Consider the following 13,529-nt stretch of genomic DNA (forward strand, 5'->3'; position numbering starts at 1 on the left):
GCGTTGTAAATGTCGCGCCCACAAAAAAGCCGCCCCTAAGGGCGGCTTTCTCTTACCTCAAACCACTACCGAATAATTACAACTTCGGCCCAGCAGCCTTGATCGCGTCGCTCACTTCAAACTTCTTGAAGTTCTCAACAAACAGACCGGCCAGCGCTTTAGCAGCCTCATCGTAAGCAGCCTTGTCAGCCCAGGTGTTACGTGGGTTCAACAGGCCGGTCTCAACGCCTGGCACAGCCAACGGCACGTCGAGGTTGATGGTGTCGAGGTGTTCGGTGGCTGCACCGATCAACGCGCCACTCTGGATCGCTGCGATCACTGCGCGGGTGGTCGGGATGTTGAAGCGTTTGCCGACGCCGTAGCCGCCGCCGGTCCAGCCGGTGTTGACCAGGTAGACCTTGGAGCCGAAGCCGCGGATGCGCTTGATCAGCAGCTCTGCGTATTCGCCAGCCGGACGCGGGAAGAATGGTGCGCCGAAGCAGGTGGAGAAGGTCGACTTGATGCCGCTGCCCGAACCCATTTCGGTCGAGCCCACCAGTGCGGTGTAGCCGGACAGGAAGTGGTAAGCCGCTTGTTCTTCATTGAGGATCGACACTGGCGGCAGCACGCCGGTCAGGTCGCAGGTCAGGAAGATTACTGCGTTTGGCTCGCCGCCCAGGTTCCTCTCGGAACGCTTGGCAACGTGCTCCAGCGGGTAGGCGGCGCGGCTGTTCTGGGTCAGGCTGACATCGGTGTAGTCGGCGTGCTTGGCGTCGTCGATAACAACGTTTTCCAGGACGGCGCCGTGCTTGATGGCTTTCCAGATGACCGGCTCGTTCTTCTCGGACAGGTCGATGCACTTGGCATAGCAACCGCCTTCGATGTTGAACACCACGCCCTCGCCCCAGCCGTGTTCGTCGTCACCGATCAGGTAACGGCTTTCGTCGGCGGACAGGGTGGTCTTGCCGGTGCCGGACAGACCGAAGAACAGGGTCACGTCGCCCTCTTCGCCGATGTTGGCGGCGCAGTGCATTGGCAGCACGTCGGCGGCCGGCAGCAGGAAGTTCTGCACCGAGAACATGGCTTTCTTCATTTCACCGGCGTAACGCATGCCGGCCAGCAGCACTTTCTTCTGCGCGAAGTTGATGATCACGCAGCCGTCGGAGTTGGTGCCGTCACGCTCTGGCACGCACTCGAAGTTGGCGACGTTCAGAACTTGCCACTCTTCACGACCAGCCGGGTTGTACTGGGCCGGGTTGATGAACAGGCAACGACCGAACAGGTTCTGCCAGGCAGTCTGGGTGGTCATTTTCACGGCCAGGTAATGCTCTTCAGCAGAACCTACGTGCACGTGGGAAACGAAATGCTCTTGCGCGTTGTTGAACGCCTCAACGCGGTCCCACAGGGCATCGAACTTGTCGGCCGGGAACTTGCGGTTGATCGGGCCCCAGGCGATAGCGGCCTGAGTGGTTGGCTCTTCAACGATGAAACGGTCGACTGGCGAACGACCAGTACGGTGACCGGTGCGAACCACCAGTGCGCCAGTGTCGGCAAGCTCGCCTTCACCGCGCTTCAGGGCTTCTTTAACCAGATCATCAACACTCAGATCGGTGTACACGGCGTTATTGGCTTGCGTCATGAGGTTCCCCGTCGGCCAGTGGCCGAGTGCTCCAAACGTTTTGTAGTAGAAAGTTGTGCACTACTACCGCGAAAAAAGTGGGCCGGATTATGCCAGAAAAGCCCAAAAATAGTAGGGCCCTCCCGTCAGGACGGCGTTATTCCGGCGTTTACCAGTGAATTTACCTGCGCTGAAGCGTTTTAGTGACGGGTATCTGACGGCGTATCGACACCTGCTCCGGCGAACAATTGGGTGATATCGGCCGCATCGAACAGGTAGCGCTGGTTGCAGAACTGGCAGTCGATCTCGATGTTGCCACCGTGTTCGACGACCAGTGCCTGAGCATCTTCCTGACCCAGGCTGGACAGCGCATTAGCCGAACGCTCACGCGAGCAACTGCAATGGAAGCGTAGTTTCTGCACATCAAACAGGCGCACCTGCTCTTCGTGGTAGAGACGATGCAAGATGGTTTCGTTGTCCAGGCTCAGCAATTCATCGGCGGTCAGGGTGCTACCCAGCGCGGTGATGTGCCGCCAGCTGTCGGCGCGTTCTTCTTCGTCTTTCAGGCGGTCGGCCGGCAGTTGTTGCAGCAGCAGACCACGGGCGCGACGGCCGTCGGCGTGCAGCCAGAAGCGGGTGCCGACTTGCTGCGACATGACGAAATAGTTGGTGAAGCAGTCTGCCAGGGTCGTGCCGTCGAGGTCGACGATGCCCTGGTAACGCTGGCCCTGGATCGGGTCGACGGTGAGCGCCAGCACGCCGTCGGGCATCATGTCGGCCAAGGTCGCGTCAGCGGCGATCAGGTCTGCGTCGTAACGGGCCAGACCACGGATTTCACGCTCGCTGGAGCACTCGATCATCAACAGCGACACCGGGCCTTCGGAACGCGCCTGCAGGATCAGCAAGCCATCGAACTTCAAGGTGCCGACCAGCAGCGCCGCAGCCGCCATCAGCTCGCCGAGCAGTTGCGCGACCGGTTCCGGATAGGGATGTTTGGCGAGGACTTCGGCATAGCTACGCTCCAACGCAACCAGCTCGCCGCGGGTGTCGCTGTCATCGAAGATAAAGCGTTGGGTGAAGTCGGTATCCGGTAGATCAGTCATAGGTCTGGGTATCTGAAGTGAAAACTAAAGGATGACAAGGGCTGTAGAGTCGCGCCTTGCGCACCGTTTCGGTGCATTAATGTTGGTCATGACAGGCATTTTATGAACAATCCGGGTTTGTTCCAAGCAAGGTCGAACCGCGGCATAGTGACGCTCGGTAGTTTAGTCCGATCAGAACGACAGCTTACTCTTGATCGTTCCTACGCTCCTGCGTTGATCGTTCCCACGCTCTGCGTGGGAATGCCGCCATGGACGCTCTGCGTCCGCTTCGGGATGTGACGCAGAGCGTCACGGGATGCATTCCCACGCGGAGCGTGGGAACGATCATAGAACGACAACTTACTCGCCAGCGTTCCCGCCATGAAACTTGAACAGGTCCCGGCGCTGTTTCTTGCTCGGTTTGCCGTCGGTGCTGACGCCCAGGGCGCCGGCCTTGCGCTGGGCTGCGGCGTTTTCGCGTTTGGCGATGCTGGCTTCGGTCTCAACGTACAACGTCTGGGCCTCAGGGGCACCACGACGGACGATCGAGAGTGCCTGGACCACCACGGTGCGCTCATCGAAACCGGCGCGGATCTGAAACTCGTCACCAATTCTCGGTTCCTTGCCCGGCTTGCAGCGCTCGCCCCGGCAATGCACCTTGCCACTCTCAATGGCTGCCTTGGCCAGCGCACGGGTTTTGTAGAAGCGCGCCGCCCACAACCACTTATCGAGACGGACTTTGTCGTCCTCTTCGTTTTTTTGTGCCATGGGTTTTCCTCATTCTGAAATATTTCTGAACTGTACTACCGTTTCTGTCGTGCCATGAATTTCACCGGTTCAGCATACAATGCGCGACGCTTTCGGGCCTCGCTCGGCAGCCGAGAATCCGGGCCGTAGATATCTGTCGCCTTTTAACCTTTATTCTGCGTGAATACCGCAAATTCGGCCGCTTTGCGGTGCGAACGGTTCCTCACCGGTTGAGCACATTTGAAGACATTTGACCATTTGACCGTTGTGGGTCTGCGCGAGTGGGTGGCGCTCCCTGATTTGGGAGTCGCGGGCCTGCGGGCGAAGATCGACACCGGTGCCAGCACCTCCAGCCTGCATGCCACCGAAATCGAGCCGTTCGAGCGCGACGGGCAAACGTGGGTGCGTTTCAACGCGCACCTGGGCACGGTGGTGCAATTGCGTCACCGCCGCTGCGAAGCGCCGCTGGTGACGATGAAAACCATTAAAAGCTCCAACGGCCAAGCGCAGGTGCGTTACGTGATCAGCACCACCCTGGCGCTCGGCGATCGGGTTTGGCGAGTGGAGTTCACCCTCGCCTGCCGCAAGTCCATGCGTTATCGCCTGTTACTCGGTTCCAAAGCCCTGATCGACGGCCAGTTGGTGGTCAATCCAGGCATTAAATACGTTCAAGACAAGCCGGTGTTCCCGGTGTCCACTACCTCTTCCACAGGTGTTGCATGAAGATCGCTGTGCTGTCGCGGAACCCGCGTCTGTATTCCACTCGTCGTTTGGTTGAGGCCGGCACCGAACGCGGCCATGAGATGGTGGTAGTCGATACCCTGCGCGCCTATATGAACATTGCCAGTCATAAGCCGCAGATCCACTATCGCGGCAAGCCGCTGGAAGGTTTTGACGCTGTGATCCCGCGGATCGGCGCCTCGGTGACTTTTTATGGCTGCGCGGTGTTGCGCCAGTTCGAAATGATGGGCGTGTTCCCGCTCAACGAGTCGGTGGCCATCGCCCGCTCGCGGGACAAATTGCGCTCACTGCAATTGCTTTCACGCCGTGGTATCGGCTTGCCGGTCACCGGTTTTGCTCACTCGCCGGACGACATTCCCGACCTGATCGAAATGGTCAACGGCGCACCGCTGGTGATCAAGGTGCTGGAAGGCACTCAGGGCATCGGCGTGGTGATGTGTGAAACGGCGACGGCGGCGGAGTCGGTGATCGAGGCGTTCATGGGCCTCAAACAGAACATCATGGTTCAGGAATACATCAAGGAAGCCGGCGGCGCGGATATTCGCTGCTTCGTGGTCGGCGACAAGGTGATCGCCGCGATGAAGCGTCAGGCCAAGCCCGGCGAGTTCCGCTCCAACCTGCACCGTGGCGGCAGCGCCAGCCTGATCAAGATCACCCCGGAAGAGCGCATGACCGCGTTGCGTGCAGCCAAGGTCATGGGCCTGAGCGTGGCGGGCGTGGATATCCTGCGCTCCAATCACGGGCCGCTGGTGATGGAAGTGAACTCGTCGCCGGGTCTGGAAGGGATCGAAACCACCACCAGCAAGGACGTGGCGGGGATCATCATTGAGCACATCGAGAAGAACGGCGGGCCGAATATGACGCGGACCAAGGGTAAGGGTTAACCCAAACCTTTTCGGTGGCAGGGACGCCGCCATCGCGAGCAAGCTCGCTCCCACATTTTGATCTTCAGCGAACACACAATTGTGTACGACCGAGATCCCTGTGGGAGCGAGCTTGCTCGCGAAGGGGCCCTAAGTCCCAACAACAATGCTGGCTTCTTAAACAGCATCCCTCGGCAACATCAACCCAAGCGGCAACCGCACCCGAGCTTCCAGGCCACCACCGGAGCGGTTGCGCAGTTCGACATTGCCGCCATGCATCGAAGCAATCCGCTTGACGATGGCCAACCCCAACCCTGTGCCCTTGCCACCCCGCGCGCGGTCGCCACGGGTGAAGGGGTTGAAGATCGCTTCCAGCTCTGACGGATCTATCCCGGCGCCACGGTCCATGACGCTCAGCACCACGTACGGCGCGCTGACATCTCCCGAGACATGCGCCGCCACCTCAACGCCGCTTCCAGCATGATGCAAGGCGTTGCCGATCAGGTTGTTCAAAAGGCGTTTCATCGACACCCGACGCAACGGAAACGGCTGAATCGGCTCCAGACGCAAGCGCACCCGCTCCTCGTTCTGGTTGTAAGGCGCCGCCACTTCGCGCACCAGATCACTCAGGTCGACCTCTTCGACCGACTCGTCCCGACCATCGCGAATGAACGCCAGGAACTGGTCGAGAATCGCGTCCATGTCTTCGATGTCACGCACCATGTCGTCGCTCAGGTCGCTGTGGTTGCCCATCAGTTCCAGCGACAGACGCAAGCGGGTCAACGGCGTGCGCAGGTCGTGTGAAACCCCGGCGAGCATCAATTCACGCTCGCGACCGGCCTGTTCGACATCTTCCGCCATCTGGTTGAACGCCCGATAGACCTCGGTCATTTCACTCGGCGTGTCGCTGATCGGCAGGCGCACGCTGCGCCCCTGGCCCAGTTGCCGGGCGGCATCGACCAGCCGTTTGAGCGGCTGGTTGAGCTGGCTGACGAAAATCCACGCCGACGCGGTGGATAACAAGCCAATGGCGAGAAACCAGCCGAGTACGTTCCAGATTTTCTGGCCACGCAACGGATGCGGGTACAGCGGTACTTTCAGCCAGCCGTCACCCAGGCTCGGGGCCCGGACCCAGAGCGCCGGCGGTGCGTGCATGCGCAATCGCACTTCGGTGTCGGCACCCAGTTCAGCCTGCATCTGGCGTTGGTAGATTTCGCTGTACGGCCAATGCTGCTCACCCTCGGGAACACCGGTGCCCACCACACGAATCAGTGTCGCGGCCTCGGCAATCTTCGCCCGGTTTTCTTCATCCGCTGCCCAGTAGGCACGCAAGGTCAGCGCGACACCGTGGCTGTATTGGCGGTCCACCAGCACGTCCTCGTTCATCAACAGATAAACCAGGGTCAGCGCCTTGGAAAACAGCACGACGATCAGCACCAGCCAGAGGGTGCGGGAGAAGAAACTTTGGGGGAACCACACGGGGGTTTTCATAGACAACCGCTACATACTTTGCAGGAGCGAGCGAAGCTCGCAGAATTGCGGATCGCGAATCAACCGGGTGACACGTTACCCGGCTGACCCGCTCCTACAAATCACCGATCACTTGGTCGCGGTGCCGTCCGGAACGAACACGTAACCCACGCCCCAGACCGTTTGAATGTAGCGTGGTTTCGACGGATCAGGCTCGATCATCCGGCGCAGGCGGGAGATCTGTACGTCGATGGAACGCTCCAGGGCATCCCATTCGCGGCCACGGGCCAGGTTCATCAGCTTGTCGCGGGTCAGCGGTTGACGCGCGTTCATCACCAACGCCTTGAGCACCGCGAATTCACCGGTGGTGAGCATGTGTACTTCGTCGCCGCGCTTGAGTTCGCGAGTCGCCAACGACAATTCGTAATCACCGAAGGTCACACTTTCGTCTTCGCTGCCCGGTGCACCCGGCACGGGAGCCGACTGGCGACGCAGGACCGCTTTGACACGCGCCATCAGTTCGTCCGGGTTGAACGGCTTGGCCAGGTAATCGTCGGCACCCAGTTCCAGGCCTTTGATACGGCTCAACTCATCGCCCTTGGCGGTGAGCATGATGATCGGGATCTGATTGTTCGCGCCGCGCAGGCGGCGGCAGGCAGTCAGGCCGTCTTCGCCGGGCAACATCAAGTCGAGGACGACCAGGTTGAACACTTCACGTGCCAGCAGGCGATCCATCTGTTCGGTGTTCGGTACGGCGCGAGCACGATAGCCCTTGCTGACGAAAAAACGTTCCAGCAGGCTGCTGAGCCCTGGATCGTCGTCAACGATAAGAATTTTTTCGCCTTCAGCAGTTTGTGCAGTGCTGCTCATTGGATGCTCCTTTGATCTCGGTGCGCATTATGGCGTAGCTGCCGTTATACGCACCGTGTGCATTGTTAGCAGATTTTTCCTATGTCGCCAGCGACATGGCCTTTATGCCTACAGCCCGCGATGCCCCCATCGGGCAGAACGGCGGTTATAATGCGCGGCCTTTTGTGTCGGGCAACGTCTGATCGTTACTGCCGGTGGCGGCTTTTTATTTTTACGCCTGGCAGTAATTTTTCGATTTCACGGGTCAATGGGGATGCCTTTTGATCCAGGTAGCGGCGCTGGCCAGGCCGCTCAACCAGACTCGCCGGGCCTTATTCCCTGCGCCCGCGAGCCTGCTTTCACAATTTGTCAGGTGGTTTTATGGACAGCATCAACAGCCGCATCGCCGAGGAACTCGGTGTACGCCCACAACAGGTCGAAGCGGCCGTCGCGCTACTCGATGAAGGCTCCACGGTGCCCTTCATCGCCCGCTACCGGAAAGAAGTGACCGGCAGCCTCGATGACACGCAATTGCGTCATCTGGAAGAGCGTCTGCGCTACCTGCGAGAACTCGACGAACGGCGCATCAGCATCCTTGCCAGCATCGAAGAGCAAGGCAAGCTGACCCCGCAACTCGAGCGCGATATCAAACTCGCCGACACCAAGACCCGCCTCGAAGACTTGTACCTGCCGTACAAGCAAAAACGCCGCACCAAGGGCCAGATCGCCCTGGAAGCCGGCCTTGGCGAACTGGCCGACGGCCTGTTCAACGACCCGAACCTGACGCCAGACACCGAAGCCGCACGCTTCGTCAACGCCGAAAAAGGCGTGGCAGACGTGAAAGCGGCCCTCGAAGGCGCCAAGTACATCCTCATGGAACGCTTCGCCGAGGACGCCAACCTGCTCGACAAGTTGCGCAGTTACCTGAAGCAGGAAGCCACCCTCAGTGCCCGCGTGATCGCCGGCAAGGAAGAGGAAGGCGCCAAGTTCCGCGATTACTTCGAACACGACGAACCGCTGAAAAGCATGCCGTCGCACCGCGCCCTGGCGATTTTCCGTGGCCGCAACGAAGGCATCCTCAGCTCCGCACTGAAAGTCGGTGACGAGCTGCCGGGCACCATGCACCCGTGCGAAGGCATGATCGGTCAGCAATTCGGCATCGCCAACCAGAACCGCCCGGCCGACAAATGGCTCGGTGAAGTGGTGCGCTGGACCTGGAAGGTCAAGCTCTACACCCACCTGGAAACAGACCTGCTCGGTGAGCTGCGTGACGGCGCCGAGACCGAGGCGATCAACGTTTTCGCACACAACCTGCACGACTTGCTGCTGGCCGCGCCTGCCGGCCCACGCGCCACGCTGGGCCTGGACCCGGGCCTGCGCACCGGTTGCAAGGTGGCGGTGGTCGACGCCACCGGCAAGTTGCTGGACCACGCCACGGTTTACCCGCACGTGCCGCACAACAAGTGGGACCAGACCATCGCCGTGCTCGCGGCCCTGTGCGCCAAGCACTCGGTGGACCTGATCGCCATCGGCAACGGCACTGCCAGCCGTGAAACCGACAAGCTAGCCGCGGACCTGATCAAAAAATACCCAGCGATGAAAATGACCAAGGTCATGGTCTCCGAAGCCGGCGCTTCGGTGTACTCGGCCTCGGAACTGGCCTCCAAGGAATTCCCGGACCTCGACGTGTCGATCCGTGGCGCGGTGTCGATTGCCCGTCGCTTGCAAGACCCGCTGGCCGAGCTGGTGAAAATCGATCCGAAATCCATCGGTGTCGGCCAGTACCAGCACGACGTGTCGCAGTTGAAACTGGCGCGTGGCCTGGACGCGGTGGTCGAGGACTGCGTGAACGCCGTTGGCGTCGACGTGAACACCGCCTCCGTTGCGCTGCTGGCCCGTATCTCCGGCCTCAACGCGACCCTGGCACAAAACATCGTGACCCACCGCGATGAAAACGGTGCGTTCAAGACCCGCGCTGCATTGAAGAAAGTCGCCCGTCTCGGCGAAAAGACCTTCGAACAGGCCGCCGGCTTCCTGCGTGTGATGAACGGCGACAACCCGCTGGACTCCTCCGCGGTTCACCCGGAAGCCTATCCGCTGGTGCAGCGCATCGCCGCTGAAACCGACCGCGACATCCGTTCGCTGATCGGCGACGCCGCGTTCCTCAAGCGTCTGGACCCGAAGAAGTACACTGACGAAACCTTCGGTCTGCCAACGGTCACCGACATCCTGCAAGAACTGGAAAAGCCGGGCCGCGACCCGCGTCCAGAGTTCAAGACTGCCGAGTTCCAGGAAGGCGTCGAAGACCTGAAGGACTTGCAGTTGGGGATGATCCTCGAAGGCGTGGTGACCAACGTGACCAACTTCGGTGCTTTCGTCGATATCGGCGTGCATCAGGACGGTTTGGTGCATATCTCCGCGCTTTCCGAGAAGTTCATCAAGGACCCGCGTGAAGCGGTGAAAGCCGGTGACGTGGTCAAGGTCAAGGTCATGGAAGTCGACATCCCGCGCAAACGCGTTGGCCTGTCGATGCGCATGAGCGACACCCCGGGCGAGAAAATCGACGGTGCCCGTGGCGCGCGTCCAGGTTCGGCGCCGCGTCAGTCGCAAAACACTGCACCGCGTAAAGAAACCACGGCAGCCGCTCCAAGCAACAACGCCATGGCGTCGCTGTTCGCCAATGCCAAGCAGTTGAAGAAACGCTGATGGAAATCCCTGCGGGGTTGACCGAAAGCGCTTTTTTCAAGCTGCTGGGTTGCCGTTTGCACAACCTTGAGGTCGGGGTGGCGCAAGTCGCCCTGGCCCTTGAGCCGCAGCTGCGCAATCGCGGCGGCAAGCTGCACGGCGGGGCGCTGTTCAGTCTGGTGGACATTGCCATGGGGCTGGCCTGTTCCAGTTCCCATGGTTTTGACCAGCAGAGCGCGACCATCGAGTGCAAGATCAACTATATCCGCGCCGTGGCTGAAGGCGAGGTGATGTGCACGGCGCGGGTGATTCACCCGGGCCGGCGCACGCTGGTGGTCGAAGCCGATGTGATGCAAGGCGACAAACTGGTCGCAAAAGCACAAGGCACGTTCGCTGTCCTGTAGATGCGCATCATCAAATTGAGTTAATTTCGGCGCTGCGAATCCTGTGGGAGCGAGCTTGCTCGCGATGGCGGTATGTCAGAGACTTATTGTTGACTGATACCCCCTCATCGCGAGCAAGCTCGCTCCCACAGGGGTTGCGCAGTTTCTGAATGACCGGCATTAGGCCTGTGCGGCTCAAAAACCAGGCGAAAACGCCAGTTTTAACTTCACCCTTGTAGACCGTCCTGCCCACCCCCATATTGGGGCGACTGACGCGTGAAGGAATCCAACTTGAGCGAACTTCTCAACCGCCGCCTGGCTCTGCTCGGCGAGCGCGCTAACCTCTCTCTGCTCGAACAGTGTCTTCACGGTATCGAACGTGAATGCCTGCGCGTGACGGGCGAAGGTCGCCTGGCGCAAACGCCGCACCCTGAAAGCCTGGGTTCCGCGCTGACCAACGAACAGATCACCACCGACTATTCCGAGTCGCTGCTGGAGTTCATCACGCCAGCCCTGGCGGACCCGGCGGACACGCTGGCGAGCCTGGACAAGATTCACCGCTTCGCCTACAGCAAGCTCGGCAACGAGTATCTGTGGAGTCCGTCGATGCCGTGCCCGTTGCCGGCCGAGGAAGATATCCCGATCGCCTACTACGGCACCTCCAACATCGGTCAGCTCAAGTACGTCTACCGCAAGGGCCTGGCCCTGCGCTACGGCAAGACCATGCAGTGCATCGCCGGGATTCACTACAACTTTTCCCTGCCGGAAAAACTCTGGCCACTGCTCAAGGAGGCTGAAGGCTTTGTCGGCACCGACCGCGACTATCAGTCGTCGGCCTACATCGCGCTGATCCGCAACTTCCGCCGCTACAGCTGGCTGTTGATGTACCTGTTCGGTTCTTCGCCAGCACTGGACGCCGGCTTCCTGCGCGGTCGCTCCCATCAGCTGGAGCAATTCGACGCCGAAACCCTGTACCTGCCGTACGCCACCAGCCTGCGCATGAGCGATCTGGGTTACCAGAGCAACGCGCAAGCCGGACTGACGCCGTGCTACAACGACCTGAACAGCTACACCGACAGCCTGCGCAAAGCGGTGGCCACGCCGTACCCGCCGTACGTCGAAATCGGCACGCACCAGGACGGTGAGTGGGTTCAGCTCAACACCAACATCCTGCAGATCGAAAACGAGTACTACTCCAACATCCGCCCGAAACGCGTGACCTACACCGGCGAGCGACCGATCCAGGCGCTGATGGCCCGTGGCATTCAGTACGTTGAAGTGCGCCTGTTGGACATCAACCCGTTCATGCCGATGGGCATCGACCTGCCGGAGGCACGTTTCCTCGACGCGTTCCTGCTGTATTGCGCGCTGAACGACAGCCCGCTGCTGACCACCACCACCTGCGGCAACGCCACCTCGAACTTCCTCAGCGTGGTCAAGGAAGGTCGCCGTCCGGGCCTGCAACTGCAACGGGACGGTCATCCAGTAGACATGAAAGCGTGGGCCTTGGAGCTGCTGGAAAAAATCGCCCCACTGGCTGCACTGCTCGACCAGAGCCACGGTGGCGACGCCCACAGCAAAGCCCTCGACGCGCAACGAGCAAAAGTCCGCGACCCGTCTCTGACCCCTTCTGCGCAGGTGCTGGCAGCGATGACCGAGCACAAGGAAAGCTTCGCCCAGTTCTCCCTGCGCCAGAGCCAGGCTCATGCCGAGCTCTTCCGCAGCGAGCCGCTGGCGGCCGAAGAGCAGGCGCGCTTTGAAGAACTGGCACGCTCGTCGCTGGCCCAGCAAACCGAGCTGGAGCAGAACGAAGTCGGCGATTTCGACGTGTTTGTCGGGTCGTATCAGGCGAGTATTCTGGCGATCAGTAACTGATTCCGGAAGGTCCTTCGGACCTTATCGCGAGCAAGCTCGCTCCCACAGGGTTCAATGGTGTTCACACAATAGTCGTCACACCAAGAATCCAATGTGGGAGCGAGCTTGCTCGCGATGACCGCACAGCGGTCGCTGTTAACGGTTTCCGCTCATAAGCTCATTCTAAAAAGTTATTTATTTTCGAATTCTTAGATCATTTAGTCTCATCACACGCCGAAGCCCCGGCCGCCTGATGAGGACTTTCATGATGAAACTGCACTTCCCCCTTCGCCTCCTGGCGGCCGCGTCCCTGGCTGCAGCGAGCTTTTTCGCCCAGGCGGCAGACGTCACTGTCGCCTATCAGACCACCGTCGACCCGGCCAAAGTCGCCCAGGCTGACGGCACTTACGAAACCGCCACCCACGCCAAAATCGACTGGCGCAAGTTCGACAACGGTGCCGACATCATCGCCGCCATCGCCTCGGGTGACGTACAGATCGGCTACCTCGGTTCCAGCCCACTGACCGCTGCGATCACCCGCAAGGTTCCGGTCGAAACCTTCCTCATCGCCACCCAGATCGGCGCCGCCGAAGCACTGGTAGCCCGCGACGGTTCCGGGATCAAGACCCCGCAGGACCTGATCGGCAAGAAAATCGCCGTGCCATTCGTTTCCACCGGCCACTACAGCCTGCTGGCCGCGCTCAAGCACTGGAACATCAACCCGTCGAAGGTGCAGATCCTCAACCTCGCGCCGCCGGCAATCATTGCCGCATGGAAGCGCGGCGACATCGACGCGACCTACGTGTGGGACCCGGCGCTGGGCGTTGCCAAGGAAAACGGCAAGGTGCTGATCACTTCCGGCGAACTGGCCAAGTTCGGCGCGCCGACCTTCGATGCCTGGATCGTGCGCAAGGATTTCGCCGAGAAGCACCCGGAAATCGTCAGTGCCTTCGCCAAAGTCACCCTCGACGCCTACGCCCACTACCGCAAGGACCCGCAAGCCTGGCTGGCCGATAAGGGCAACGTCGACAAGCTGGTAAAACTCTCCGGCGCCAAGACCAGCGACATTCCGTTGCTGCTGCAAGGCAACGTCTACCCGCTGGCGGCTGATCAGGTGATCACCCTCGGCGCGCCGACCACCAAAGCCATCACCGACACCGCGGCGTTCCTCAAGGAACAAGGCAAGGTCGAGGCTGTGCTGCCGGACTACGCCCCTTACGTCAGCGCCAAGTACATCACTAACTGATCGGGAGTTGAC

Annotated in this window: 11 protein-coding genes; 6 read left to right on the forward strand and 5 right to left on the reverse strand. The window is 60.4% G+C overall.

Annotation, left to right across the window (positions count from 1 at the left end; all coding sequences use genetic code 11):
• Window positions 1–76 precede the first annotated feature (76 nt).
• From AC1DIG_RS14795 to AC1DIG_RS14805, 3 genes are all read right to left on the reverse strand, one after another.
• A complete protein-coding gene (locus AC1DIG_RS14795) occupies window positions 77–1,618 on the reverse strand; it encodes a phosphoenolpyruvate carboxykinase (protein WP_477767887.1) in 1,542 nt (513 codons plus the stop codon).
• A 179-nt stretch (window positions 1,619–1,797) separates the two neighbouring features.
• Window positions 1,798–2,700, reverse strand: coding sequence for an Hsp33 family molecular chaperone HslO (gene hslO / locus AC1DIG_RS14800; protein WP_477767888.1), 903 nt, complete (start codon window positions 2,698–2,700; stop codon window positions 1,798–1,800).
• 339 nt (window positions 2,701–3,039) lie between these two features.
• On the reverse strand, window positions 3,040–3,447 hold the full coding sequence (locus tag AC1DIG_RS14805) for an RNA-binding S4 domain-containing protein (protein ID WP_054595099.1): 408 nt from the start codon (window positions 3,445–3,447) through the stop codon (window positions 3,040–3,042).
• 219 nt (window positions 3,448–3,666) lie between these two features.
• On the opposite strand from AC1DIG_RS14805, the gene rimB reads away from it, so the two are divergent.
• Both rimB and rimK read left to right on the forward strand, forming a co-directional pair.
• Window positions 3,667–4,149 carry a retropepsin-like aspartic endopeptidase RimB gene (gene rimB, locus AC1DIG_RS14810; RefSeq protein ID WP_427543377.1) on the forward strand — a complete coding sequence of 161 codons (483 nt, stop codon included), beginning with the start codon at window positions 3,667–3,669 and terminating at the stop codon, window positions 4,147–4,149.
• Window positions 4,146–5,051, forward strand: coding sequence for a 30S ribosomal protein S6--L-glutamate ligase (rimK, locus tag AC1DIG_RS14815; protein ID WP_477767889.1), 906 nt, complete (start codon window positions 4,146–4,148; stop codon window positions 5,049–5,051). The genes rimB and rimK overlap by 4 nt, the downstream gene beginning before the upstream one ends.
• 156 nt (window positions 5,052–5,207) lie before the next feature.
• Here rimK and AC1DIG_RS14820 read toward each other — a convergent pair whose 3' ends face one another.
• Both AC1DIG_RS14820 and ompR read right to left on the reverse strand, forming a co-directional pair.
• A complete protein-coding gene (locus AC1DIG_RS14820; RefSeq protein WP_477767890.1) occupies window positions 5,208–6,521 on the reverse strand; it encodes an ATP-binding protein in 1,314 nt (437 codons plus the stop codon).
• A gap of 108 nt (window positions 6,522–6,629) precedes the next feature.
• On the reverse strand, window positions 6,630–7,370 hold the full coding sequence (gene ompR / locus AC1DIG_RS14825; RefSeq protein WP_054595095.1) for an osmolarity response regulator transcription factor OmpR: 741 nt from the start codon (window positions 7,368–7,370) through the stop codon (window positions 6,630–6,632).
• Between the two features lie 360 nt (window positions 7,371–7,730).
• Between ompR and AC1DIG_RS14830 the strand changes: the two genes are divergently transcribed.
• The 4 genes from AC1DIG_RS14830 (at window position 7,731) to tauA (ending at window position 13,517) form a co-directional block, all read left to right on the forward strand.
• A complete protein-coding gene (locus AC1DIG_RS14830) occupies window positions 7,731–10,055 on the forward strand; it encodes a Tex family protein (RefSeq protein WP_427531205.1) in 2,325 nt (774 codons plus the stop codon).
• A complete protein-coding gene (locus AC1DIG_RS14835) occupies window positions 10,055–10,438 on the forward strand; it encodes a PaaI family thioesterase (protein ID WP_477767891.1) in 384 nt (127 codons plus the stop codon). Before AC1DIG_RS14830 ends, AC1DIG_RS14835 begins: the two co-directional genes overlap by 1 nt.
• Before the next feature lie 270 nt (window positions 10,439–10,708).
• Entirely contained in the window at window positions 10,709–12,292 is a 1,584-nt protein-coding gene (gshA, locus tag AC1DIG_RS14840; RefSeq protein ID WP_477767892.1) for a glutamate--cysteine ligase, read from the forward strand.
• A 247-nt stretch (window positions 12,293–12,539) separates the two neighbouring features.
• A complete protein-coding gene (gene tauA, locus AC1DIG_RS14845) occupies window positions 12,540–13,517 on the forward strand; it encodes a taurine ABC transporter substrate-binding protein (RefSeq protein WP_477767975.1) in 978 nt (325 codons plus the stop codon).
• Window positions 13,518–13,529 lie beyond the last annotated feature (12 nt).

It is taken from the genome of Pseudomonas sp. 05N431, from assembly GCF_056397005.1.